This window comes from Deltaproteobacteria bacterium, from assembly GCA_026388415.1.
In the GTDB taxonomy this organism is placed as follows: Bacteria; Desulfobacterota; Syntrophia; order Syntrophales; family JACQWR01; genus JAPLJV01.
Map to the genome: position 1 here is coordinate 1 of JAPLJV010000062.1, position 21900 is coordinate 21900.

19 protein-coding genes and 1 pseudogene are annotated in these 21900 nt (G+C 52.1%); 13 read left to right on the forward strand and 7 right to left on the reverse strand.

Annotated features, from left to right (window positions below; translation table 11 throughout):
- Window positions 1–226 (forward strand): flavin reductase family protein (locus tag NT140_12700; protein MCX5832720.1); only part of this gene is annotated, 226 nt, incomplete at its 5' end.
- Between the two features lie 109 nt (window positions 227–335).
- Here NT140_12700 and NT140_12705 read toward each other — a convergent pair.
- Window positions 336–1169: an ABC transporter permease gene (locus NT140_12705; GenBank protein MCX5832721.1), complete on the reverse strand. Its 834-nt coding sequence runs from the start codon at window positions 1167–1169 to the stop codon at window positions 336–338.
- Window positions 1170–1472: 303 nt separating this feature from the next.
- On the opposite strand from NT140_12705, the gene der reads away from it, so the two are divergent.
- Window positions 1473–2795, forward strand: a complete 1323-nt coding sequence (gene der, locus NT140_12710) for a ribosome biogenesis GTPase Der (protein MCX5832722.1) — start codon at window positions 1473–1475, stop codon at window positions 2793–2795.
- A gap of 152 nt (window positions 2796–2947) precedes the next feature.
- Here the strand turns inward: der and NT140_12715 are convergent, their stop codons facing one another.
- Window positions 2948–3922 carry an ABC transporter permease gene (locus tag NT140_12715; GenBank protein MCX5832723.1) on the reverse strand — a complete coding sequence of 325 codons (975 nt, stop codon included), beginning with the start codon at window positions 3920–3922 and terminating at the stop codon, window positions 2948–2950.
- A 14-nt stretch (window positions 3923–3936) separates the two neighbouring features.
- Entirely contained in the window at window positions 3937–4755 is an 819-nt protein-coding gene (locus tag NT140_12720; GenBank protein MCX5832724.1) for a sugar phosphate isomerase/epimerase, read from the reverse strand.
- 243 nt (window positions 4756–4998) lie between these two features.
- Between NT140_12720 and rsfS the strand changes: the two genes are divergently transcribed.
- The 11 genes and pseudogenes from rsfS (at window position 4999) to NT140_12775 (ending at window position 18078) form a co-directional block, all read left to right on the forward strand.
- Window positions 4999–5391 carry a ribosome silencing factor gene (rsfS, locus tag NT140_12725; GenBank protein MCX5832725.1) on the forward strand — a complete coding sequence of 131 codons (393 nt, stop codon included), beginning with the start codon at window positions 4999–5001 and terminating at the stop codon, window positions 5389–5391.
- Window positions 5392–5445: 54 nt separating this feature from the next.
- Complete coding sequence (locus NT140_12730) at window positions 5446–6165, forward strand: ComF family protein (GenBank protein ID MCX5832726.1); 720 nt, start codon at window positions 5446–5448, stop codon at window positions 6163–6165.
- 64 nt (window positions 6166–6229) lie between these two features.
- Window positions 6230–6670 (forward strand): annotated as a pseudogene (rfaE2, locus tag NT140_12735) (D-glycero-beta-D-manno-heptose 1-phosphate adenylyltransferase).
- A 159-nt stretch (window positions 6671–6829) separates the two neighbouring features.
- Entirely contained in the window at window positions 6830–7192 is a 363-nt protein-coding gene (dksA, locus tag NT140_12740; GenBank protein MCX5832727.1) for an RNA polymerase-binding protein DksA, read from the forward strand.
- 141 nt (window positions 7193–7333) lie between these two features.
- Complete coding sequence (gene priA, locus NT140_12745) at window positions 7334–9544, forward strand: primosomal protein N' (GenBank protein ID MCX5832728.1); 2211 nt, start codon at window positions 7334–7336, stop codon at window positions 9542–9544.
- Between the two features lie 10 nt (window positions 9545–9554).
- On the forward strand, window positions 9555–10304 hold the full coding sequence (locus NT140_12750) for an NTP transferase domain-containing protein (GenBank protein MCX5832729.1): 750 nt from the start codon (window positions 9555–9557) through the stop codon (window positions 10302–10304).
- Window positions 10305–10386: 82 nt separating this feature from the next.
- Window positions 10387–11358, forward strand: coding sequence for a tRNA dihydrouridine synthase DusB (gene dusB, locus NT140_12755; protein MCX5832730.1), 972 nt, complete (start codon window positions 10387–10389; stop codon window positions 11356–11358).
- Between the two features lie 295 nt (window positions 11359–11653).
- Complete coding sequence (locus NT140_12760) at window positions 11654–14761, forward strand: Eco57I restriction-modification methylase domain-containing protein (protein MCX5832731.1); 3108 nt, start codon at window positions 11654–11656, stop codon at window positions 14759–14761.
- Between the two features lie 34 nt (window positions 14762–14795).
- Window positions 14796–15323, forward strand: a complete 528-nt coding sequence (locus tag NT140_12765; GenBank protein MCX5832732.1) for a GNAT family N-acetyltransferase — start codon at window positions 14796–14798, stop codon at window positions 15321–15323.
- A 111-nt stretch (window positions 15324–15434) separates the two neighbouring features.
- Complete coding sequence (locus tag NT140_12770; GenBank protein ID MCX5832733.1) at window positions 15435–16568, forward strand: MFS transporter; 1134 nt, start codon at window positions 15435–15437, stop codon at window positions 16566–16568.
- Between the two features lie 187 nt (window positions 16569–16755).
- Window positions 16756–18078, forward strand: a complete 1323-nt coding sequence (locus tag NT140_12775; protein ID MCX5832734.1) for an AAA family ATPase — start codon at window positions 16756–16758, stop codon at window positions 18076–18078.
- A 23-nt stretch (window positions 18079–18101) separates the two neighbouring features.
- Here NT140_12775 and NT140_12780 read toward each other — a convergent pair whose 3' ends face one another.
- The 4 genes from NT140_12780 to NT140_12795 all read right to left on the reverse strand — a co-directional run bounded on the left by NT140_12780 (window position 18102) and on the right by NT140_12795 (window position 21880).
- Window positions 18102–19187: an ABC transporter ATP-binding protein gene (locus tag NT140_12780; protein MCX5832735.1), complete on the reverse strand. Its 1086-nt coding sequence runs from the start codon at window positions 19185–19187 to the stop codon at window positions 18102–18104.
- Between the two features lie 83 nt (window positions 19188–19270).
- Window positions 19271–19969 carry an ABC transporter permease gene (locus NT140_12785; GenBank protein MCX5832736.1) on the reverse strand — a complete coding sequence of 233 codons (699 nt, stop codon included), beginning with the start codon at window positions 19967–19969 and terminating at the stop codon, window positions 19271–19273.
- Complete coding sequence (locus NT140_12790; GenBank protein MCX5832737.1) at window positions 19969–20775, reverse strand: substrate-binding domain-containing protein; 807 nt, start codon at window positions 20773–20775, stop codon at window positions 19969–19971. The genes NT140_12785 and NT140_12790 overlap by 1 nt, the downstream gene beginning before the upstream one ends.
- Window positions 20776–21013: 238 nt before the next feature.
- The gene (locus tag NT140_12795) at window positions 21014–21880 is read right to left on the reverse strand and encodes a substrate-binding domain-containing protein (protein MCX5832738.1); all 867 of its coding nucleotides are present in this window, start codon (window positions 21878–21880) and stop codon (window positions 21014–21016) included.
- Between the last annotated feature and the right edge of the window lie 20 nt (window positions 21881–21900).

Here is a 21900-nt window from a genome sequence, read left to right on the forward strand (position 1 = left end):
GGAGTGCCAGCTCCTCCATACCCTGGAAATAGGGCTGCACACGCTATTTGTCGGTGAGATCAAGGACGTGAAGGCCGAGGAAAATATCCTGGACCAGGACGGAAAGCCCGATATAGAGAAAATAAGACCCCTGATATTTTCCCCGACAAGTCTGACTTATTACGGCATCGGCGAATATCTGGGCAAGGCATTTTCACTCGGGAAAGAGATAAAAGCACATTCCTGACGGCTTTCCTCTGGGACATGACCCAATTGCGACAGCATTTGGGATCGTGTCCCCAGATCCGATGACCCAATTGCGACAGCATTTGGGATCGTGTCCCCAGATCCGCTTGCTACCTCAAGCGCGGGTCGAGGGAATCCCGGATGCCTTCACCCAGGAGGTTGTATCCCAGGACGGTCAATAGGATGGCCAATCCCGGATAGAGGGAGAGCCACCAGGCGATATCAATGTTGTCCTTGCCGGCGGTGAGGATATTTCCCCAGCTCGGGGTGGGAGGCTGGACGCCGATGCCGAGAAAACTCAGGGCTGATTCGGTGAGAATGGCGCCGGCTACCCCGAGTGTGGCGGCTACCAGCACGGAGGCCATGGCATTGGGAAGAATATGGACTAAGATAATCCGGAAATCACCGGCGCCGATGCCGCGGGCGGCGAGCACAAAATCCCGCTCCCGGAGCGAGGTAAAGTCCGCCCGGACGAGTCTGGTTATTCCCATCCAGCCGGTCAGGCCGATCACGATCATGATGTTCCAGATGGAAGGTTCCAGAAAGGCGATTACTGCCAGGATCAGAAAAAAGGTGGGAAAGCAGAGCATAATATCTACAAATCTCATGATGACGGCGTCAACCCACCGGCCATAGTATCCGGCGATGGCGCCCAGGATGGTGCCGATAAAAATGGCCAGCCCCGTAGCGGCAAAGCCAACTTTTAGCGATATTTTTGCCCCCCAGATCATGCGGCTGAGCACGTCGCGCCCCAGTTGATCCGTCCCCAGCAGGTGGGCTACGGAGGGCGGCATCAGAACGAGCTTGAGGTCAATAGCGCCGGGGTCATAGGGTGCAATCCAGGGCGCGAGCAATGAAACGGCGAAAAATGCGACAACGATGATGCTGCCGGCCAGGGCCATTTTATTTTTCAGAAACCTTTGCCAAAAAACTGATTTGATCATTTTATGTTTCGGAAGGTAATTTCTAACGAGCCAATTGCAAAAGTCGTCACACCGGTGCTCTGTTTAGTCCTCGCTTGACGGGGGAAAACCGGTGTCCAGTGTTTTTGTAACACGTTGAAATTTCTGGATTCCGGCTTCCGCCGGAATGACACGCTGTTGCATTTATACGACTTTTGTAATTACCTCTAAGTTACTAATTTTCAAGAAGAGGATTTCATTAGCCCCTTTTTTCTGTATTTATGATACACAACTTCTAAGAAATTGCCAATACCTATCGTCTATACTTGTAAAGAGAGATTATCAATGAAGCCAGTTATTGCCATTATCGGCAGGTCCAATGTAGGGAAATCAACCTTCTTCAATCGGTTGTCAGAGAAGAAAAAAGCGATTGTCATCAACGTGCCGGGTGCGACCAGGGACCGTAATTATGCCGATTGCACCTGGGACGACAAACCCTTTCTGCTGATTGATACGGGAGGCTTTGAACCGGCCGCCACAACGCAGATCCTCGTCCAGATGCGGGAGCAGACGCAACTCGCCATCGAAGAAGCGGACATTATTATTTTCCTGATGGACGGCCGGGACGGGTTGCTGCCGGCGGATCGGGAGGTGGCCCAAATCTTGAGAGGAGTGGGAAAACCCGTTTTTATCGCGGTCAACAAGGTAGATGGTCCGCGTCACGAAGGATTAGTTCCGGAATTTTATGAGTTGGGAATTGACAAGGTTTATACCTTGTCGGCGCTCCATGGCCTGGGTTTCGATGAGCTGATGCGGGATGTGGCCGCCGCGCTTCCCGCCGCAGTTGAGGCTAATGCCGAGGAAGAACCATGGATCAGGCTGGCCGTAGTTGGTAAGCCAAACGTGGGGAAGTCTTCCCTGGTAAATAAAATCCTGGGCTATGAACGAACCATTGTGAATCCGCTGCCCGGCACCACCCGGGATGCGATTGACACCCGCTTTACCGTGCATGGCAAGGACTATGTGCTGGTGGATACGGCCGGAATCAGACGCAAAAGCCGCGTCAGCCTCACACTGGAAAAATACAGCGTCATCCAGGCGGTGAAGACTATTGACCGTTGCGACATCGCCCTGCTGCTCATTGATGCGGAAGAAGGCATAACGGAACAGGACGCCAAGATTGCGGGCCTGATCTTTGAAAGAGGCGTGGCCTGCATCATCGTCGTCAACAAATGGGACAAGGTGGAGAAAGACAACCACAGCGTGGGCAAGTATGTGGAAGATATTCATGACGTCCTGAAATTCATGGATTTTTCCCCGATTATCTTCGTTTCCGCCCTGAGCGGCCAGCGGGTGGTCAAGATATTTGACCTCGTAGAGAAGGTTTATGAGCAATTCAACCGGAGAGTAAATACGGCGGAACTGAACCGGATAGTCAGCGAAATAGTGGCCCGAAATCCCCCGGCGCGCTATCAGGGGAAGGAGCAAAAGATCAGTTATGTGACCCAAGTGTCCACCCGGCCGCCGACCTTCATCTTCTTCGTCAAGGAACCCAAGGTGATCCATTTTTCCTATGAACGCTTCCTGCTGAACCAGCTCCGGGAGGCCTTCGGTTTTGACCAGGCGCCGATCAGGATTTTTTTCCGGCGGAAGAACATCAAGGAGTGATAATTGGGACGGTTGGAGAAGTAACTCATTTGGCCCCGTGTAAATTGTCATTGGGGTCGCTGTTAATTGTTAACGTGAACGCATGTACCTGACGGAATCAGAAATCGAAATCTTCTCAATGGATAACGTCCGGAAGGGTTGTAATCGCAAATTTACGAGACCCTGATCCGGGGATCAACCAGGGCGTAGGAGATGTCGGCGATGAGATTTCCCAACAGGGTCAGTACGGCGCCGATAAAGAGGATACCCATCACGGTGGGATAATCGCGTGACATCACCGCCATATAGAAGAGCTGCCCCATGCCCGGGATGGCAAAAATTGTCTCAAAAATCACACTGCCGCCGATCAGGCCGGGGACGGAAAGACCGAGGATGGTAACTAGGGGGAGCAGGGCATTCCGGAGGGCGTGCTTGTAAATCACTATCCATTCCGGCAACCCTTTGGCCCGGGCGGTCGTGATGTAATCCTGCCGGATCACTTCCAGCATGTTGGCCCGCATATAGCGCGAAAAACCGGCCAGTCCGCCAAAGGCCGAGAGCAGTACGGGCATGATCAGATGCTTGATCAGATCAAGGAAGGCCATGCCGGCGGGAAGGTATTCATAATTCAGGGAGCGGATGCCGGAAATCGGCAACCAGCCCAACTGCACCCCGAAAAGGATCATCAAAAGGAGCGCCAGCCAGAAGGTGGGCATCGCGAAGCCCGTGAAGACGAAGACGCTCGTTATTCTATCGAAGAAGGAATTCTGATGCACGGCTGAAAAGACGCCGATGGGGATGGCAATGATCATGATTAGTATCATGGAAAGTACGTTCAGGGAGATGGTGATCGGCAGCCGCTCGAGGATTTTATCGGTAACGGGCCGGTGATCGGAGGAAAATGAGGTCCCCAAATCCAGCACCAGGAGCTTCTTTACCCAGATCAGATACTGTTGGTGCAAGGGCTTGTCCAGGTCGTACATGGCCCGCAGACGTTCTTTCATCTCGGCCGATACGCGCGGATTCATCTGAGTTTCCATGTCCGTGGGAGAGCCGGGGGCCAGATGCATGACCACAAAGCAGATAATGGTGATCCCGATTAACAGGGGAATCATGAAGAGCAATCTTTTGACGATGTAACTGATCATCCAGGGAACTCCCGTTATGAATTCCGAATTTCATTTTTGCCTGTTCTGTCCGGCAGATCCATCATCTTGACGTTTAAGACGGTTTTCCAGAGGTCGGTCAGCGTATGAGGCTCCAGGGTGACCAACGGCGAAAGATTACGCTCGCGGAGCATTGCGAATAATTCCGTAAAAGGAAAATTTCCCTCTCCCACCGGGGCATGGTCGTCGGCTAAACCGCTGTTGTCATGTATGTGCAACTGACTCAGATAGGGGCCCATTGCTTCTATCCAGGTGGCAAAGGGGGCGCGGGAAAAAAAATTGCAGTGACCCGTGTCAAAACAAAAACGTATCCGGGGCGAAGCAAGCGCGCCCAAAAGCTCGGTCAGGGGTGCCGGGTCCGTTTCATAAACATTTTCCAGGGCAATGATCGTTTTTCCTTCTTCCGCCAGCGGTAAAAAATGGCTCCAGGTCTCGATGCTGTTTTCCAGCCAGGTCTGATTGTGGGAATCATAGTATTTTTCATCAAAGGAGGGATGGCAAACCACGGTCAAGGGGTGGAAATAAGGGACCAGGTCAAATACCTGCTGCAGGCGGTCTTCGGTAACTTGCCGAATTTTCGGGTCAATTGCGCCGGGCCGCAAGTCTATGAAAGGGGCATGAAAGGTGACCGCAAGCTCCGCCTCAGCAAGCCGTTTGGCCACCTCTAAAAAAACAGACTTTGGCCAGGTTTCCAGATCCGTGCAATTGAAGCTTATTTCCGGGTTGATTTTTTCCTTAATGACCAAGCTCAAATGTTCGGTCGTCAGGAGACGAAAAGGTACGTGGATCTGGACATTTTTTATTATCTTTTGCATGTTTCCTTTGCTTGTTATGGCGTTCAATACATGGTCACGGCTGCCCTTCTACCACAGCGGGTTGTTTTTCACAACCGCGATTGCGCCGGCCGGATTTGATTCGAGATTGACAGCCGGTGATTATTCTGCTACTGATTAACTGACGGAAAACAATAACTTATAATTAACAAATTAGCCCCTCCTGATGTCCGGAATTATTGTAGTCCGGTGGCCCGCAGGGGGATGGGAAGAGGTGGTGGTTTGGTGCAAAAAAATATTGATGCCAGAGAAATAGCCCTTTGGTGCGTAAATGCCGCGCTGGAGAAAAAGGCCAAGAATTTGACATTATTGAATGTAAAAGAAAATTCCGCTTTTACAGACTATTTTCTCATTTGTAGCGGCGCCTCGGACAGGCAGGCGCAGGCGATTGCCTCTTCCATCCGGGAGAAAATGAAAAAAGACGGGATACTCCCCCTGGGTGTGGAAGGTGAAAGTCACGGCCAGTGGATCCTGATGGATTATGATGACGTGGTTGTTCATATTTTTTACGAACCGGTACGGGAATTTTACGATATTGAAAGGCTGTGGTCGGAGGCGCCCCGCATGGAAGTGGACGAGAATGCCATCGAGTTGACTGCCCTGGACATAGGAATATAGGCGCAGACCTATTAATACTTAAACTTGCAACGGCCTTGTCAGGGGGTGGCAACATTGCCGAGTGTCCTTAAGTGCCTTGCCGATGTTGTCTTCCCTCCCCAATGTATGGCCTGCGGTAAGGTTTTGCGGGAAGGGAAGTTGTCTTTCTGCCCGGATTGCTTTTCACAAATAGAATTTATCCGTTCGCCCCTTTGCTCCCTTTGCGGCCAGCCTTTTTCCGAACCGGGGGAGGGCGATCATATTTGCGGAGACTGCTTGCTGGCGGCCCCCGCTTTTTCTATCGCCCGGGCTTTGGGGCAATATGAAAGGGTGCTGATGGATGTTATCCACCGCTTCAAGTACGGAGGCAAGACATCTTTGGGCGAACGACTGGGGGAATTTATGGCCGACTACAGCTATCCGTCGCTGGCAATTGCAGATTATTCGCTCATCATGCCCGTACCTCTGCATCCCCGCAGATTAAGACGGCGGGGATTCAACCAGGCTCTGATCCTGGCCCGGGAAATTTCCCGGCGCTTTTCCCTGCGGCTTGACTTTTCGAGCCTTCAGCGGCTTGTTTTCACGGAGCCACAGGTTGGCCTGGGCAAGGACAGGCGGGAACTAAACATCAGGGGGGCCTTTCAGGTTCCCGATGCCGGACGGATAAAAGGTGAGAAGATTATCCTGGTGGATGATGTCTACACCACCGGCAGCACAGTGAAGGAATGTGCGCTGGTACTAATGAAAAACAAGGCCGAGCAGGTGGCGGTATTGACATTGGCCCGGGCAACTTAGATAGTGACGACAGGGGGATTATATGGAAGGCAAGATATATAAACGGGAGGCATTAAAAACGGAGCTTTCGCGCCTCCGCAGGGAAGGCCGGAAAATCGTTTTTACCAACGGCTGCTTTGATATTCTCCATGTGGGTCACGTCCGGTATTTGCAGGCGGCCAGGAAAATCGGGGATGTCCTGGTACTGGCCTTGAACAGTGACTCTTCGGTAAGGTCCATCAAAGGTGAGAAACGCCCCCTGATCCCCGAACAGGAGCGCGCCGTTGTAGTGGCTGCCCTGGAGTCGGTTGATTATGTAACCGTCTTTTCTGAATCCACCCCGCTGGCCTTGATTGAGTATCTTCAGCCCGACGTATTGGTAAAAGGGGGCGACTGGGCGGCCGACCAGGTAGTAGGACGCGAAGCGGTGGCACAATGGGGCGGACAAGTAGTGATTATTCCATCAATAAAAGGAGCTTCGACAACAAACATCGTGGAAAAAATCAAGGCGGTCTACGGCGGTTGAAGAGAAATCTATGTCCCCGGCGCCAGTGGCATAGATTTCTCTTTACAAAAAAGGGCGCTTTAGGTATAGGGTCGAAAATTAATGTCTTTGCTAAAAGTTGCGGAAAAGCGAATTGTAGGAAAACAATAACCTGCCCACGAGGACGAACAAGATATGACGATGAATTCGGAGAAAATGGAATTTTTCAGGTCTATGTTGAATCAGAAGATCAATGATCTCTTGAGTGAAGCAGAAAAAACCGTTTCCGAAATGACCACTGGTAAAGATAATTTCCCTGACCCTAATGACCGGGCTTCTTTAGAGGCGGACAGGAATTTTGAATTACGCATCCGGGACCGGGAGCGGAGATTGATTCTGAAAATGCGGGAAGCCATCCAGCGTATTGATGACGGGGTTTTTGGCATTTGTGAATCTTGTGGGGGGCCAATATCTGAAAAAAGATTGATGGCCCGGCCGGTAACTGTTAATTGTATTGACTGCAAAACCAGAGAAGAAAAACTGGAAAAAATGAAGGGAGCATGAGGCTGCCGGACATTTTCCCTTCCGGACTGCATCCTCCTCTGATGGGTAAATTTCTTCAAGTAATCGTCAAAACGTTCCCCCCTGCCCTAATTCATAAATACACAGTAAAATTATCCGGTTCTGACAAGAGGAATCTCACGCATGTATGTTCGAGTTGCCGTCAATATACCCGCGGATAAAATTTTTTCCTACTCGGCGCCCGCAACGCTGGTCGGGGAAGCAACTATCGGCCGGCGCGTCCTTGTCCCGTTCGGTAAAAAGGTTGTGAGCGGCTATATTCTGGAAACCGATACGGTCGCCGATGTTGATAATATCAGGGATATTGCCGAATTAACAGACCAGCAACCTTTCTTCAGTGAACAGGATTTGCTTTTTTACCGCTGGATTGCCGGCTATTACCTTTATCCTTTGGGGAAGACGCTCTTTGATATCTTGCCTGGTGACGTTACGCCGAAGCAGGAAAAGGCGGTCGCGCTTGTTTCGGAGCCGCAAGATATCAAATTAGGAATTCGGCAGGAGCAGTTAGTTGATTTTCTCCGTCAGCAAGGGACTACCTTTGTTTCCGCCCTTAAAAAAGAGTTTAAGAATGCCCCTTATCTGGTTAATAGCCTGCAAAAAAAAGGAATCATTTTCCTCGAGGAGAAAGAGGTTTACCGTTGCTCGAAGGAATTGCCTGCCCTGGAGAGCCTGCCCGGCCGCATTATCTTAAACAGCGAACAGGAAAAAGCTGTCCAGGAGATTTTAGCGGGGCTGGCGGAGCGACGGTTTGCACCTTATCTGCTCCATGGCGTAACCGGCAGCGGCAAGACGGAAGTATATCTACGGGTAATAGAAAAAGTGTGGGAATTAGGGGGAGGAGTGATCTTCCTGGTTCCGGAAATTGCCCTCACCCCGCAACTGATGGCGCGGGTCAAGGGGAGATTCAAGGAAGAGGAGATGGCAGTAATACACAGCGGCGTTACCAAAAACGTCCGTTATGACCAGTGGCGGAGAATACAAAAAGGAGAAGTTAAAATCGTCATCGGCGCCCGTTCCGCCCTCTTTGTGCCGATGCAGGACTTGCGTCTGATTGTCGTTGATGAGGAACACGACGGGTCCTATAAACAGGATGACCGGTTGCGCTACAATGCCCGCGACATGGCGATTGTCAAGGCCAAATTAAGCGCCGCCGCGGTGGTTTTAGGTTCCGCTACGCCGGCCGTGCAAACTTATTTTAATGCCCGGAAGAAAAAATATCACTATCTGGCCTTGCCCGAAAGGATTGAAAGCAGGGCCTTGCCGGTAGTGAAAATAGTGGATATGAGAACCGTCCGGGATGAAAAAGCAGAGGTGCCGATTCTGGCCCCGACCTTGCGGGAGGCGATAGCCCATACCCTGACGGAAAAAAAGCAGGCGCTGCTCTTCCTGAACCGGCGGGGTTTTGACACGGTAGTGCTCTGTCCCGATTGCGGGTATGTTTTCAAGTGCCTGAATTGTGAGCTTACCCTCACCCATCATGCCGCCCTGGGTATTTTAAAATGCCACTGCTGTGACTACGCCATCAAGTTCAGGCCCTCTATCGGGGTCGTCACCACCCTTTGCCCCAGTTGCGGCGGGCGCCGTATCCGCAGTTTCGGCCTCGGCACGGAAAAATTGGAGGAGGAGGTAAAACGTATCTTTCCGGACGCCCGGATCGCCCGTATGGACAGCGATACCACTACCCGCCGCGGCGATACCGAAAGGATACTCCGGTCGCTGGCCAGGCAGGAAGTGGACATCCTCGTGGGCACGCAAATGATTACCAAGGGTCATGATTTCCCGCAGATCACGCTGGTGGGGGTGGTGGCCGCCGACCTCTCCCTGAATGTCCCCGATTTCCGGGCCGGGGAAAGGACTTTTCAGATCCTGACTCAAGTTGCCGGCCGGGGTGGCCGGGGAGATACGCCGGGTCTGGTTATTGTGCAGACGTTCAATCCCGAACACTATGCGGTCCGCAGGGCTCAGAACCACGATTATCACGGCTTTTATGAGGAGGAGATCAAGCTGAGAAGGAACCTTGTCTATCCTCCATATGCCAGGCTCGTGAATCTGCATTTCAGCAGCCTCAGAAAAGACCAGGGCCGCGTGGGTGTCGCAATGATCGGCAAGCTGGCGCGCAGTTTGGCCTTAACCGATAAGATGGACAAAAAGATCGAAATCCTTGGCCCGGCGGAGGCGCCGGTGGCCAAGTTAAGGGGCCGATATCGTTGGCAACTCCTCTTGAAGGGCGATGATATCAGGGCGCAGGTTTCCATTATTGATGCCATACGGGCGGAAGCGGTCAAACAGGGGCTGGAAGTCAAGGTTGACGTTGATCCCATGAATTTTATGTGAGGAAATTGCAATGTTCAGTACCATAATACTGGCGGCGGGCAAAGGGACGAGGATGAAGTCCGATCTCGTGAAGGTGTTGCATCCCCTTTGCGGGAAGCCGCTTTTGAGCTATGTGGTGGAGGCGGCCAGGTTGGTCGGTTCACAGGATATCTCTTTAATTGTCGGTTATCAGGCCGATGCCGTGCGGGAAAAATTCCCGGATGCGGGCCTCAATTTTATCGAGCAGCGAGAACTGCTGGGCACGGGGCACGCTGTGCTGCAGGCGCACGCAAGATTCGCGAATTATACGGGTGATATCCTCATCCTCTGCGGCGATGTCCCCCTGCTTCAGGCGGCCACAATACGTTCTTTATGGGCCTGCCATCGTCAGGAAAAAACAGCCGTTACCGTTTTGACCACGGTTTTGACTAATGCCACCGGCTACGGGAGAATCGTCAAGGGACCGGGTGGGAAGGTGGTAAGGATTGTCGAAGAACGGGACGCGACCGAGACCGAGAAAGAAATAAAAGAAATCAATACGGGGATTTACTGCGTTGATAGCCATTTCCTTTTTGATGCCCTCCGGAAGATTAATAACGAAAATGCCCAGCATGAGTACTATCTTACCGATATTATTGCCATTGCCCATAAAAGTGGCAAGGGGGTGTCAAGCCTCATTGCCGCCGATCACCGGGAAGTGATGGGGATCAATACACCGGAGGAATTGAGTGAAGCGCATCATTACCTGGAAAAACGGATGGGACCAAGTGCTGAGGACTAAGTGCTGAGTGCTGAGTAAAAACAAGTTAGTCCTCAGTCCTCAGTCCTCAGTCCTCAGCACTTTTTTTACTGGAGTTGTTGTAATGCAGATCGGCAATATTTTGCTGAAAAATAATGTTTGTCTGGCGCCGATGGCGGGCATAACCAATTTGCCGTTCCGGACGCTCATGAAAGATTTCGGTTGCGCCCTGACTTCTACCGAGATGATCAGCGCCAACGGCCTGACCAGAAATTCTACGCGGAGTTTTGAATATCTGAGTTCATCCTCGGTTGACAAACCACTGTCGGTTCAGTTGTTCGGTTCTGATCCGCTTGTTCTGGCCGAAGCAGCGAAGATTGTCACCGGACAAGGGGCCGATCTTATTGACATAAATATGGGCTGCCCAGCCAGGAAGATTGTGCGGAACGGCGCCGGTTCAGCCTTGCTGAAAAATCCGCTGCAAATTGGCAATATTATTAAAGCGGTAAGGGAGGCGATCCTGGTTCCATTGACGGTAAAAATCCGTTCCGGCCCCAGCCCCCGAGAGATAAATGCCCTGGAAGTAGCCCGCATCGCCGAAGACTGCGGCGCCGATGCGATTATTGTTCATCCCCGTACGGCAGATCAGGGTTTCGGCGGCCGGGCCGATTGGGACGTTATCCAGCAGGTAAAAGAGGGGATTAGGATACCTGTGGTAGGCAACGGCGACATCCGCCAGGCTGCCGACGCCTTGGGCATGATAAGTCATACCGGCTGCGATGGTGTGATGGTGGGCCGGGGCGCCCTGGGCAATCCCTGGCTCATCGGTGAAATCATTGCGTGCCTGGCTGGTCGTGACCTGCCCCCCTGTCCATCCCTGCCGGAAAGGTTAAACGTCATCTCGCACCACCTGGATATGGAGCTGCAATATCATGGTGAAGCCTGGGGCAGCCGTAATTTCCGCAAACATCTCCTCTGGTACACCAAGAGTCTGCCGGGAGGCGCCAAATTCAGGAAACTGGCGGTTAATCTGAAAGGGAAAGAGTCCATCTTGGAAGAATTGCAGCGTTTCTTCCTTGCCGTTAAAAACCTGTGAGCAGGTGAAAGGCCCATACAAAAGGTCAGGGTTGATATGACAACTTCCTTGTAATAAAGCATACGGCGATTTTGAACGACGTGCAAACTTTCAACTCGTAATCATTGATTTTGTTTCCTCGAAAATTATGATATAGAGCGCCAGCTTGAGGAGCTGAGGCGGGATATTGCAGTTTGCAAATCCGCTAATGAGCTGATTGGAAAAATTGACCAGATTGAGCTTTTTGTTCAGCATGCCTGACACAGCCGATTTCTTGATCGAGCTTCAAAGTTCCAACATCGGCAGGATGTGAAAAATGACCGCTCCCCAGGAAATCACCGCGTTGGTTGAACATTTTACCCGGAACCGTGAATCCTATCAATCGGGTAAATACAACGAAACGCAACTGCGCCGGGAGTTTATTGATCCCTTTTTTAAAGCCCTCGGCTGGGATATAGACAATACGGCCGGTCATGCCGAGATCTATAAAGATGTAGTCCATGAGGATGCCATCAAGGTGGGCAGCGCCACCAAGGCCCCGGACTACTGTTTCCGCATCGGGGGAACGCGGAAATTCTTTGTGGAAGCGAAGAAACCCTCCGTAAACATCGCCACCAATGTCGGCCCTGCCTATCAGCTCCGGCGCTACGCCTGGTCCGCCAAGCTCCCCCTTTCCATCCTCACCGATTTTGACGAATTCGCGGTCTATGACTGCCGGATTAAACCGGACAAGAACGATAAAACCTCCACGGCGCGAATCATGTATCTGAACGCTCCGGACTATCTGAGCCGCTGGGCAGAGATCACTGCCATTTTTTCCAAAGACGCTGTATTGAAGGGCGCTTTTGATCGCTATGCCGATACGGCCAAGTTGAAGAAAGGCACGGCCGGGGTGGATACAGCCTTTCTCGGCGAGATTGAAACGTGGCGCGAGATGCTGGCCCGGAATATCGCCCTGCGCAATCCGCACCTGACCCAGCGGGAACTCAACACGGCGGTCACGGCGACCATTAATCGTATCATTTTCCTGCGCATCTGCGAAGACCGGGGCATCGAGACCTATGGACAGCTCATGGCCCTGCAGAACGGCGTCGGAACGTATGAACGCCTCATTAAAATTTACTACGCCGCCGACGACAAATACAACTCCGGTCTTTTTCACTTCCGTCCGGAGAAAGACCGTCCCGCCTCGCCCGATACGCTGGCGCTGAATCTGGCCGTTGATGACAAAACCCTGAAGGATATCTTCCGCAGCCTCTATTATCCCGACAGTCCCTATGAATTCTCCGTCCTGCCCGCCGATATCCTGGGCCAGGTCTATGAGCAGTTCCTGGGGAAGGTGATTCATCTGTCCGATGGGCACCGGGCGAAGGTGGAGGACAAGCCGGAGGTCAAGAAGGCAGGCGGCGTTTACTATACGCCGACCTATATCGTGGATTATATTGTCAGAAACACCGTGGGCAAACTGCTGCCCCTCGGAAATGCAGCCGATGCTGCGCCCCCCGGCAAAGAGCTCGGAACAACCACCCCCCGGCGGGCCGCCGGCATCCGCATCCTCGATCCGGCCTGCGGTTCGGGCTCGTTTCTGCTCGGCGCCTATCAGTACCTGCTGGACTGGCATCTGGTCTGGTACCTGGATAATGATCCGGAGAAGCGGCTCAAGGGCAAATCTCCCGTCCTCTGCCAGAAATCGGGCGGCGGTTGGCAGCTCACCACGTCGGAGCGGAAGCGCATCCTGCTCAACAACATCTACGGCGTGGACATTGACCCCCAGGCCGTAGAGGTCACGAAACTCTCGCTCCTCCTCAAGGTCCTGGAAGGAGAAAACGAACAGACACTGTTTAACCAACTGAAACTCTTCCATGAACGGGCGCTCCCCGATCTGGGCAACAACATCAAGTGCGGCAACTCCCTCATCGGCCCGGATTTCTACGACAATCAGCAGTTGGGCTTCTTTGACGACGAGGAACGGTACCGGGTCAATGTCTTCGATTGGGATAAAGAATTTCCGGAGATTATGAAGGCTGGCGGTTTTGATGTCGTGATCGGGAATCCGCCCTACATCCGTATCCAGGCGATGAAGGAGTGGGTGCCTTGGGAAGTGGAGTTCTACAAATCACGCTACGCCGCTGCAAGCAAAGGAAACTACGATATTTATGTTGTTTTTGTGGAAAAGGGATTGACGCTTTTAAACAGCCGCGGTCTGCTGGGATTCATCCTGCCCCACAAGTTCTTCAATGCCCAATATGGAGAACCTCTGCGGGCTCTGCTGTCCTCAGGCAACCATCTTTCCGGTATCGTTCATTTCGGAGATCGTCAGGTGTTCGGCGGTGCCACAACCTACACATGCCTGTTATTTCTCGATAAAGGCGGTAGTAAAAACTTTCAATTTATGAGAGTTGATGACCTTGAACGCTGGCGGAGCAATGGCCAGAGTGCGAAAGACACAATACCAGCCGCCCACATTTCTGCTGCAGAATGGAACTTTATTGCCGGTCCGGGGAAAGGGTTACTGCATAAGCTTCAACAACTGCCCGTAAGGCTTGAAGATGTTACCAACCGCATCTTCCAAGGCATTAAAACGAGCGCTGATAAAATATATATTCTTGAAAAACTTGAACAAGCGCCTCATCGTGTAAAGGTCTATTCACGAGAGAAAAATAGCGCCTACTGGCTTGAACCTGAGCTTCTTCATCCTTTGGTAAAAGGCGGAGACAGCAAACGATACCATCTCTCCCGCACCGCCCGATTCATTCTTTTCCCCTACGCAAAACAAGGGAATGACCTCACCTCGTTGATCCCTGAAAACGTTTTGAAAGACCGATATCCGCTCACTTGGCAATATCTTCTTGATAACAAGATCTATCTTGAAAATCGAGAGGATGGCAAGATGAAAGGGGCAAAATGGTATGGTTATGGACGCATACAGGCCTTAGATGTAATGCCTCTCGCCAAGATATTTACTCCCGACATTGCTGCCCAGGCAGCATTTTCCCTCGATGAAAGGGGCGACGTATTTTTTACCGGTGGCGTAGCCGGGGGGTACGGCATCCTTGTTTCTCCTCAGTATTCCCGTGAGTACGTTTTGGGGCTTCTCAACAGCAAATTGGCAGAATGGTTCATCAGGCAAACTGCTGCTCAAATGAGGGGCGGTTACTACAGTTATGAATCCCGTTTCATAAGCAAGCTTCCCATACGGTGCCTTGATTCTACCAATCCCGCCGACCAGGCCCGTCACGACCGCATGGTGGCGCTGGTTGAACAGATGCTTTCCCTGCACAAGAAACTGGCCGCGGCCCAAACGGATCATGAAAAAACCAACCTCCAGCGCCAGATTGACGCCACAGACTCCCAGATTGACCGTCTCGTTTACGATCTCTACGAACTCACGGAAGAGGAAATCGGGATCGTGGAAAAGGGATAATTAGTGGCTGTCCCCAATTATCAATTATAAGGCTATGAAGACCTTGACATCCCAGCGATTGACTTTACGACCCCTTCGGGAAGGGGAGGTCGCCATGATCTGCTCGCTTCTCGGGGACGCGAAGACGATGTCGTATCTCTTCGCGGGTCGTGCCATGAACAAGACAGAGGCACTCGCTTTCATTGACGTCCACTTCACCTCGGAGAATGAACCAACCGGAATGGGTGTACTTATTGACCACCGCTCCTCGGAACTTGTCGGCTTCGCAGGAATAATCGCAACCTCGTGCATTGGGCAAGAAGACTATGAATTCGGATTCGTTGTCAAGGAGCAGTTCCGAGGGAGGCGATACGCTACCGAGATTGGCTGTCAGCAGATCGTGTATGGTCTCGAAGTTCTCGGGTTGCCTCGCATACTTGCCCTTGCTCACCCCAACAACCAGCCGTCGCTCACGGTTATTGAGAAGCACTTGGAGATGGTGCGCGTCGCGACTATACCGGCTACTCACGAACGTGGCGATCGGGATGTGTTCTGTCGCGAGAGATGCCATGGTGCCTGGTAGAGCCGGTTTGCATGCTTAAATATGCTTCAGAGTAAGGTGAATCGAATGCTACGAATGGAACCACGAACAGCGTCAAAAAGAAGGGTCTTTTTTGTTCTCGGCTGGCTGGGGATGGTAATCTATTTTACACAACGATGGGTCTTAGGACCCCTCATACCCCCGCTCATGCAGGATTTTTCTGTTAACAGGACCACTCTCGGTATAGTCGGATCAGCATCCCTCTGGGGATACATGATAACTCCGATTATTGCCGGCTTGCTATCTGACCGGTTTGGCAGGAAGCGTCCGGTACTCTTTGGTATTCTCTGTTTTTCCACATTTACGGTTGTCTCCGGCCTGGCAATGAACCTTGGACAGCTCTTTGCGGCCCGGTTTGTGACAGGAATAGGGGAGGCTTTTTTCGTCATATCCCTTATAGCATTTACCATTGAGATGTTTCCTGAAAGGCCCGGGTTCTACCTTACCTTAATGGTTTCGGGTAATTCTCTGGGTTGGTTCGCTGGTCCGGCGCTGGCAGGATGGCTACTCGATCTTACCGGAAGTTGGAGATGGCCCTTCATTTGTACCGGTATCATCGGACTTGTTATCTTTGCCCTGCTTTTCTGGTTTTGGCCGGAGGAGAAAAAAAGGCAATCACCGCCAGGTCACTTTTTTGATCGCACGATACTGAGAAGAAATAATCTATTGATGCTCCTGCTTCTTTCTCTTACCGGCGCATTTCAGATTGCCACTGAGTTCGGTTTCACCATGTGGTATCCCGTTTTCTTAAAGACTGAACTGCTTATGACTGCTACAACTGCGGGCCTCATTGCCGGACTCTTTGGAATCGGTCAATTTTTCGGTCGGCCTATTATGGGGCTGATTTCAGACAGGACCGGATACCGCTTGGTTGGAATAGTGGGCAGCGTGATTCAGGGCATCTCGCTTATACTTGTTCTTTCCGCAGCGACCCCCTATTCAAGAGTCCTTTTTACGTTACAGGCAGGCTTCTTTGGTGCTGCTGTCATGGGCGCCCTCTTGACATACACGGGCCTCATATTCCCTTCCTTCAAGGGCCTGGCTCTCGGGATCATAATTACATTTGGTTATTCTACGGCTTCCTTTGCCCCCATTGCCATCGGTTATCTCGGTGACCTTTACTCGGTTTCCACTGCTCTTTGGCTGGTTTGCGTGCCCACTGCATTCTTGGCAGGCGCCCCGTTTTTCGCGTCCTATCTTATACAAAAAACAAAAAAAGATTTTTGATTATAATTGGGGACAGCCACTCATTTCATACCTTCTTCACCTGTTACCGATAGCCAAGAATAATTAGTGTCTGTCCCCAATTATCCAATTATCAAATGATGAACAATCATTTTTACCTTGTAAAATTAATTTATAAAAAGTATAACACCCTTGTGTTTTTAATTATTGTAATTAAATAAGGTGTTCAATGCGTAGATTCATTGATGAAGAACTCCGGCGGTGGAAGGACGGAACACGGCGTAAACCGCTGATATTGAGAGGGGCGCGGCAGGTCGGTAAAACCTGGTCGCTGAAGGAGTTCGGGGAAAACCGGTTCGAATCCCTCGCCCTGGTGGATCTGGAGCGCAATCCCCCCTTGCGCAGGCTGTTTGATGGCGATATCGGCGCGGCGCGCATCTGTTCCGACCTGGAAGTGCTGCTCCGACAGAAAATAACGCCCGGAAAAACCCTCCTTTTCTTCGATGAAATTCAGGCCTGTCCCCGTGCCATAACCGCCCTGCGCTATTTTTACGAGGAAATACCCGATCTGCATGTCGTGGCCGCCGGATCTCTTCTGGAGTTCGCGTTCAAGGAGGCCTCCTTTCCTGTCGGGAGAATCCAGTTTCTCAATCTCTATCCCCTCTGCTTCGCCGAATATCTGGAGGCAATCGGCAATGCTGCCGCAGCCGCCGTCGTTCTGGGCAATCCGGGCGATATAACCCCCGCCGTACATGAACTTCTCCGTAACGAACTGAAACGCTATTTTTTCATCGGCGGAATGCCGGCGGCTGTCAAGGCTTTCGCGGAAAGCGGCTCTTTGCGTGACGCCTTCGTGGTCCAGGGAGAGATTGTGGAATCGTACCGGATGGATTTTGCCAAATACACCCCCCAGGTTGACCGTTACTGCCTCGACTCGGTCTTTACCTCGCTGGGGCAGAGTGTCGGACAACAGATAAAATATGCGCGGCTTGGCGAAGGGTATGCCAACCCGACCCTGAAGAAGGCTTTCGAGGCGCTCTGTCTGGCGCAGGTGGCGCGCAGAATTCCCTCCGCCGATGCCTCCGGCCTGCCGTTGGGGGCGAGCGCTTCGGCAAAAATATTCAAAGCGCTGCTGCTGGATGTGGGGCTGATGCGTTTCCTGTCCGGCATGCCGGATGATGTGGAGTATGCCAGGGGCGATTTGCTTGCCATCTATCGCGGCGCTATGGCGGAACAGTTCGTAGGGCAGGAGATGCTCGTCTCGCAAAACGGGAGCCTTTATTATTGGGATCGGCAGGCGAAAAGCAGCTCCGCCGAGGTGGATTATCTGATCGTTCTGAATGGCAGAATTCATCCGGTGGAGGTGAAAAGCGGCGCCACCGGCAGCCTGAAAAGCCTGCATCTGTTCCTGACCGCGTACCCGGAGTGCGGCAAGGCGCTGGTCTTTTCCGACCGACCCTATGCCGATCTGCCTGAGCAGAAAATCACCTTCATGCCGCTCTACAGCGCCTATGAGGCGAGCGGGGGGCGCGAGACGCCGGACACACTCTGAAGCGACAGAGCCTCTATTCCGGTCTATTTTTCCCGGCGAATCACATGCACTGCCGTCGCTTTAAAAGAAACGGTAACATCTTTACCTTCCCGGAGAGCAAGGCTTTCCAGCGATTGTTGCGTTACATAACTGGCCAGAAAAAATCCACAATCAAGATGTAGCTTAAAGAACGGCCCCTGGGGAACAATCTTCACGATTTTTGCCGGCAAATTGTTTCTGACGCTCGTTCCCTGCATGGCACTATCTTGAGAAATAATAATATGTTCCGGTCTGATGCAGCAAATAACCTGCTCGCCGACCCCTACTTTGCCAAGGGCCTCAATGGCATGACCGGCAACGGAAATGACGAATGAACCGTCAGTGACTGTCAGCACTTCGCCGGAAAAAACCGTTTCCATCCCCACAAAAGAAGCCACCACCTCATTTACGGGGTGATTCATGACTTCATGACAGGCGCCGATCTGCACGATCCGGCCGCCATCCATCACCGCGAGCCTGTCTGCCAGCCGCAGCGCCTCCAGGCGATCATGAGTGGCCAGGATAGCCGTGGTCTTTGTTTGCCCGAGGATGCTATGCAGATCATCAATCAGGGAATCGCGGCTCGGCGCATCCAGATTGGCGAAGGGCTCATCGAGCAGAATCAGCTCCGGCTCCGTGGCAAAAGCACGGGCGAGATTAGTGCGCTGTGACTCGCCTCCCGACAGCTTGCGGGCATCGCGCTTGAGCAGATGGGTTATCTTGACGAGTTCTGCATATTTGGATACCCGTTGCTCGATTTCCGCCCTGCCCTGCCGACGTATCTTGAGACCGGCCGCCACATTGTTGAAAACAGTCGTATTGAGCAGCAATGGTTCCTGGAAGACTATCGCCAGCCGACGACGATAAGGCACCGTCATTTCAGGCGTTGAAATATCCTGTCCCTTAAAGAGCAATTCGCCCTGTGCATATTTCAGCAGGCGGGCCAGGGTGAGCAGAAACGTGGACTTGCCGGCGCCGTTCGGTCCGAGGATGGCCAGGGTTTCTCCCTCTTCCAGAGTGAAATGGGGAATCTCCAGTACGGCAATATTGCCCCTCAGCACCTGCAGATTGTTGGCCGTCAGTAAAGTCATGCTTCCTAGCCCCGATGAACGGGATAAGTAAATTTACGAAATTATTTCTTGCCGTAAGTATGCAAGAAATAATTTCTAATTTTCTAACGCGGCCTTTCCCGCTGCTGGATCAGGGTAAGAACCAAATTAATGAGAAAAACAAATAATAGCAGGATGATGCTGAGGGCAATCGCCATGTCGAAGTTCCCCCGCCCTGTTTCCATGACTGTCGCTGTCGTCAATACCCGGGAATAGCCCTTGATGTTGCCGCCGACCATAATAGAGGCGCCCACTTCCGAAATGACGCCGCCAAATCCGGCCATGACGGCAGCCAGCAGAGGCAACCGGGCCTCGCGCATGAGAATCCAGAGCATCTGGAGGCGCGTCGCCCCAAGGGCCAGAATCTGCAGACGGAGTTTTTTGGGCAGGCTTTGCATGGCGGCCAAGGTGATACCCATGACAATCGGCGTAGCAATAATCGCCTGGGCAACGATCATGGCCGCCGGCGTATAGAGTAATTCCATAAAACCGAACGGCCCGTTCCGCCAGAAAAAAACCGTGACAAAAAGCCCCACCACCACGGGTGGCAGGGCCATGCCGGCATTGATGAGACTGACCAGGAGGTTCCGGCCCGGGAATTCCGTCAAGCCCACCACCGTTCCGCAGGATATTCCCAGGCACAAGCTTATCATTGTTGCCGTACCAGACACCTGGAGCGAAAGCAACGTAATGCCGAGTACTTCCCTATCCAGCGAAAAAAGAAGCTGCAACGCCTTCAGGAAACCATCAACAATCAGATCCATTATTTACCCAGATCCTCAACCTTTTTGCCGGCATCGGGGAAAAAGAGCGGCGCGCCGAACTTGTCTGTGCCAAAGGTTTTGACCACTTCCTGGGTTTCCCGGGCCACCATGAAATCGGCAAAGGCCTTGCTGCCCGCGACATTCACTTTGGGCCACTTCGCCGGATTAACTTCGATCACATGGTAAATGTTCAAGAGAATGGCATCTCCCTCATTGAGGACCTCCAGACCCAGAGTTTTCTTCAGGGCCAGATAAGTTCCCCGATCCGTCAGCGTATAGCCCTTCTTTTCGGCGGTCACATTCAAGGTCTGTCCCATCCCGAGACCGGTCTGCTGATACCATTTTTCCTTTTCCGGATTGGTAGCAGCCGTTTTCCAGACTTCTTTTTCCTTGGCATTGGTGCCGGAATTATCACCCCTGGAGAGGAACAGCCTGGTGGCGGCGGCAATTTTCTTAAAGGCTTCCGGTGTGGACTTTATCCCTTTGATTTTGGCAGGATCTTCCGGGGGACCGACAATCACAAAGTCGTTATGCATGACTAAGCGGCGATTGATTCCGAATCCGTCAGCCACAAGCTTCTGCTCGGCAGCGGGCGAATGGACCAAAAGCACGTCTGCTTCACCCTTTGCTCCCATCGCCATGGCCTGCCCGGAACCCACAGAGATCGTCTTGACAAAATAGCCTGTCTTCTTCTCAAACAGGGGAATCAAGACATCGAGCAGCCCCGTATCCTGCGTACTCGTCGTAGTCGCCAGCACGACAGTCTTCTGCTCGGCAGCCTGTAAAGTTCCGGATATACCGGACATAAATAGGATAGAAACAACGAGTGCCAAGATTATTTTCCCTACTAAACCTGTTTTCATTACCTACCTCCATTAAATGGTCTGAATTATGAGCTAATTACAAAACTCATGTTCCCCCCCTTGACGGGAGGGGGTTAGGGGGCGGGTGAAGCTGCAACATGCTGATTTCATGACAACCTCCCCCCCACCCTAACCCTCCCCCGCCAAGGGGGAGGGGATTTTGGGTACTTTCGCAATTAGCTCAACGTTTTAAAGCTTGCCATTCCCGGGAATTGGCAAAGAACAGCGGCGCGCCATACTTCTCTTTGCCGAAATCGCTGATGATCTTCTGACCCTTGCCGGGATCGGTCAGCCATTTGACGAAGGTCAGGGCGATATCATAATTGACCCGCGGGAATTTTTGCTTACTGACCGGGATCAGGCTGATGAAATTAAGCAAATCTTCATCATTTTCCACCAGGATCGCTAATTGAATTTCCTTTTGCAGGGTCATCTGCGTTGCCCGGTCAATGACGGTGTAGGCCTTTCTCTCATTGGTATAGCGGAGAGTCGGGCCATTACCGGCGCTGCCCTTTTCGTAAACGACATACCAGGCGCCCGCCGGTTTAAGGCCGGCCTTGCCCCACAATTCCATCTCGGCCACATGGGTGCCTGATTTATCACCGCGACTGATAAAGAGGCTGCCCGTTTCCGCGATGCGCTTCAGGGCAGCGGTGGCCGTTTTCATACCTCGAATGCCCGCCGGGTCGTCAGCCGGTCCCATGATGACAAAATCGTTATACATCAAAGGGATACGTTCCGTGCCGAAACCATCCTGGACGAACTTTTCCTCCAGAGACTTGGCGTGGACGAGTACCAAATCAATATTGCCATTTTTAGCAAGTTCCAAGGCGGCGCCGGTACCTGAACCTATATGGCGCACCCGGATTCCCGTATCTTTCTCAAATGCTTCCTCCAAAGCCCCCACGATGCCCGCATCAACCGGCCCGATCGTACTGGAAAGCAGAATAAAATTATCTTGTTGAGATGATTGAGGTTTACACAGGCCAGCGCATGATAAACAAAAACACAGTAAAAGCAACAACCCGCCGACAAATATCTTTTTCATGTTCAACTCCTTAATTTATA

Excerpts from the sequence above, each read along its gene's own strand:
- NT140_12705 (MCX5832721.1), bottom strand. The coding sequence starts at position 1,169 with ATGATCAAATCAGTTTTTTGGCAAAGGTTTCTGAAAAATAAAATGGCC.
- der (MCX5832722.1), top strand. The coding sequence starts at position 1,473 with ATGAAGCCAGTTATTGCCATTATCGGCAGGTCCAATGTAGGGAAATCA.
- NT140_12715 (MCX5832723.1), bottom strand. The coding sequence starts at position 3,922 with ATGATCAGTTACATCGTCAAAAGATTGCTCTTCATGATTCCCCTGTTA.
- NT140_12720 (MCX5832724.1), bottom strand. The coding sequence starts at position 4,755 with ATGCAAAAGATAATAAAAAATGTCCAGATCCACGTACCTTTTCGTCTC.
- dksA (MCX5832727.1), top strand. The coding sequence starts at position 6,830 with ATGAATTCGGAGAAAATGGAATTTTTCAGGTCTATGTTGAATCAGAAG.
- priA (MCX5832728.1), top strand. The coding sequence starts at position 7,334 with ATGTATGTTCGAGTTGCCGTCAATATACCCGCGGATAAAATTTTTTCC.
- NT140_12750 (MCX5832729.1), top strand. The coding sequence starts at position 9,555 with ATGTTCAGTACCATAATACTGGCGGCGGGCAAAGGGACGAGGATGAAG.
- dusB (MCX5832730.1), top strand. The coding sequence starts at position 10,387 with ATGCAGATCGGCAATATTTTGCTGAAAAATAATGTTTGTCTGGCGCCG.
- NT140_12760 (MCX5832731.1), top strand. The coding sequence starts at position 11,654 with ATGACCGCTCCCCAGGAAATCACCGCGTTGGTTGAACATTTTACCCGG.
- NT140_12765 (MCX5832732.1), top strand. The coding sequence starts at position 14,796 with ATGAAGACCTTGACATCCCAGCGATTGACTTTACGACCCCTTCGGGAA.
- NT140_12770 (MCX5832733.1), top strand. The coding sequence starts at position 15,435 with ATGGTAATCTATTTTACACAACGATGGGTCTTAGGACCCCTCATACCC.
- NT140_12775 (MCX5832734.1), top strand. The coding sequence starts at position 16,756 with ATGCGTAGATTCATTGATGAAGAACTCCGGCGGTGGAAGGACGGAACA.
- NT140_12780 (MCX5832735.1), bottom strand. The coding sequence starts at position 19,187 with ATGACTTTACTGACGGCCAACAATCTGCAGGTGCTGAGGGGCAATATT.
- NT140_12785 (MCX5832736.1), bottom strand. The coding sequence starts at position 19,969 with ATGGATCTGATTGTTGATGGTTTCCTGAAGGCGTTGCAGCTTCTTTTT.
- NT140_12790 (MCX5832737.1), bottom strand. The coding sequence starts at position 20,775 with ATGTCCGGTATATCCGGAACTTTACAGGCTGCCGAGCAGAAGACTGTC.
- NT140_12795 (MCX5832738.1), bottom strand. The coding sequence starts at position 21,880 with ATGAAAAAGATATTTGTCGGCGGGTTGTTGCTTTTACTGTGTTTTTGT.